The sequence below is a fragment of the Pseudomonas sp. NFACC46-3 genome, from assembly GCF_900114515.1.
Taxonomy (GTDB): Bacteria; Pseudomonadota; Gammaproteobacteria; order Pseudomonadales; family Pseudomonadaceae; genus Aquipseudomonas; species Aquipseudomonas fluorescens_Q.
The window spans coordinates 1-1,130 of sequence record NZ_FOTH01000081.1 but is presented as its reverse complement, the minus strand read 5'-3'; the positions used below and the strand labels follow the sequence as shown (position 1 = coordinate 1,130).

At 56.1% G+C, this 1,130-nt stretch carries 1 protein-coding gene; it reads right to left on the bottom strand.

All coding sequences use genetic code 11. The features are described from left to right. Nucleotides 1-1,130 (bottom strand): elongation factor Tu (gene tuf / locus BM300_RS29805; RefSeq protein ID WP_092464719.1); only part of this gene is annotated, 1,130 nt, incomplete at its 5' end.

The window sequence follows — 1,130 nt, the reverse complement described above, 5'->3', positions numbered from 1 at the left end:
TTACTCGATGACTTTGGCTACGACGCCAGCGCCGACGGTACGACCGCCTTCACGGATAGCGAAACGCAGACCGTCTTCCATCGCGATGGTCTTGATCAGGGTAACAGTCATCTGAATGTTGTCACCTGGCATTACCATTTCAACGCCTTCTGGCAGCTCGCAGTTACCAGTCACGTCAGTTGTACGGAAGTAGAACTGTGGACGGTAGCCTTTGAAGAACGGAGTGTGACGACCGCCTTCTTCCTTGCTCAGAACGTAAACTTCTGCGGTGAACTTGGTGTGCGGCTTGACGGTGCCTGGCTTGACCAGAACCTGGCCACGCTCAACGTCGTCACGCTTGGTGCCGCGCAGCAGTACGCCGCAGTTCTCGCCAGCACGACCTTCGTCGAGCAGCTTGCGGAACATTTCAACGCCGGTGCAGGTAGTTTTCTGAGTGTCGCGCAGACCGACGATCTCAACTTCTTCCTGGATACGGACGATGCCACGCTCAACACGACCAGTCACAACAGTACCGCGACCGGAGATCGAGAATACGTCTTCGATTGGCATCAGGAACGGCTTGTCGATAGCACGCTCTGGCTCTGGGATGTAGCTGTCCAGAGTTTCCACCAGCTTCTTGACAGCAGTGGTGCCCATTTCGTTGTCGTCTTGGCCGTTCAGAGCCATCAGAGCCGAACCGATGATGATTGGAGTGTCATCACCTGGGAAGTCGTAAGTGCTCAGCAGATCGCGCACTTCCATCTCAACCAGTTCCAGCAGCTCAGCGTCGTCAACCATGTCAGCCTTGTTCAGGAAGACAACGATGTACGGAACGCCTACCTGACGGGACAGCAGGATGTGCTCACGGGTTTGTGGCATCGGACCATCAGCGGCCGAGCAAACCAGGATCGCGCCGTCCATCTGGGCAGCACCGGTGATCATGTTTTTTACGTAGTCGGCGTGACCTGGACAGTCAACGTGTGCGTAGTGACGCACGGCCGAATCGTATTCAACGTGAGCGGTGTTGATGGTGATACCGCGAGCTTTCTCTTCCGGGGCGCTGTCGATCTTGTCGAAGTCAACCTTGGCCGAACCGAAAACTTCGGAGCAGACACGGGTCAGAGCAGCGGTCAGCGTGGTTTTACCGTGGT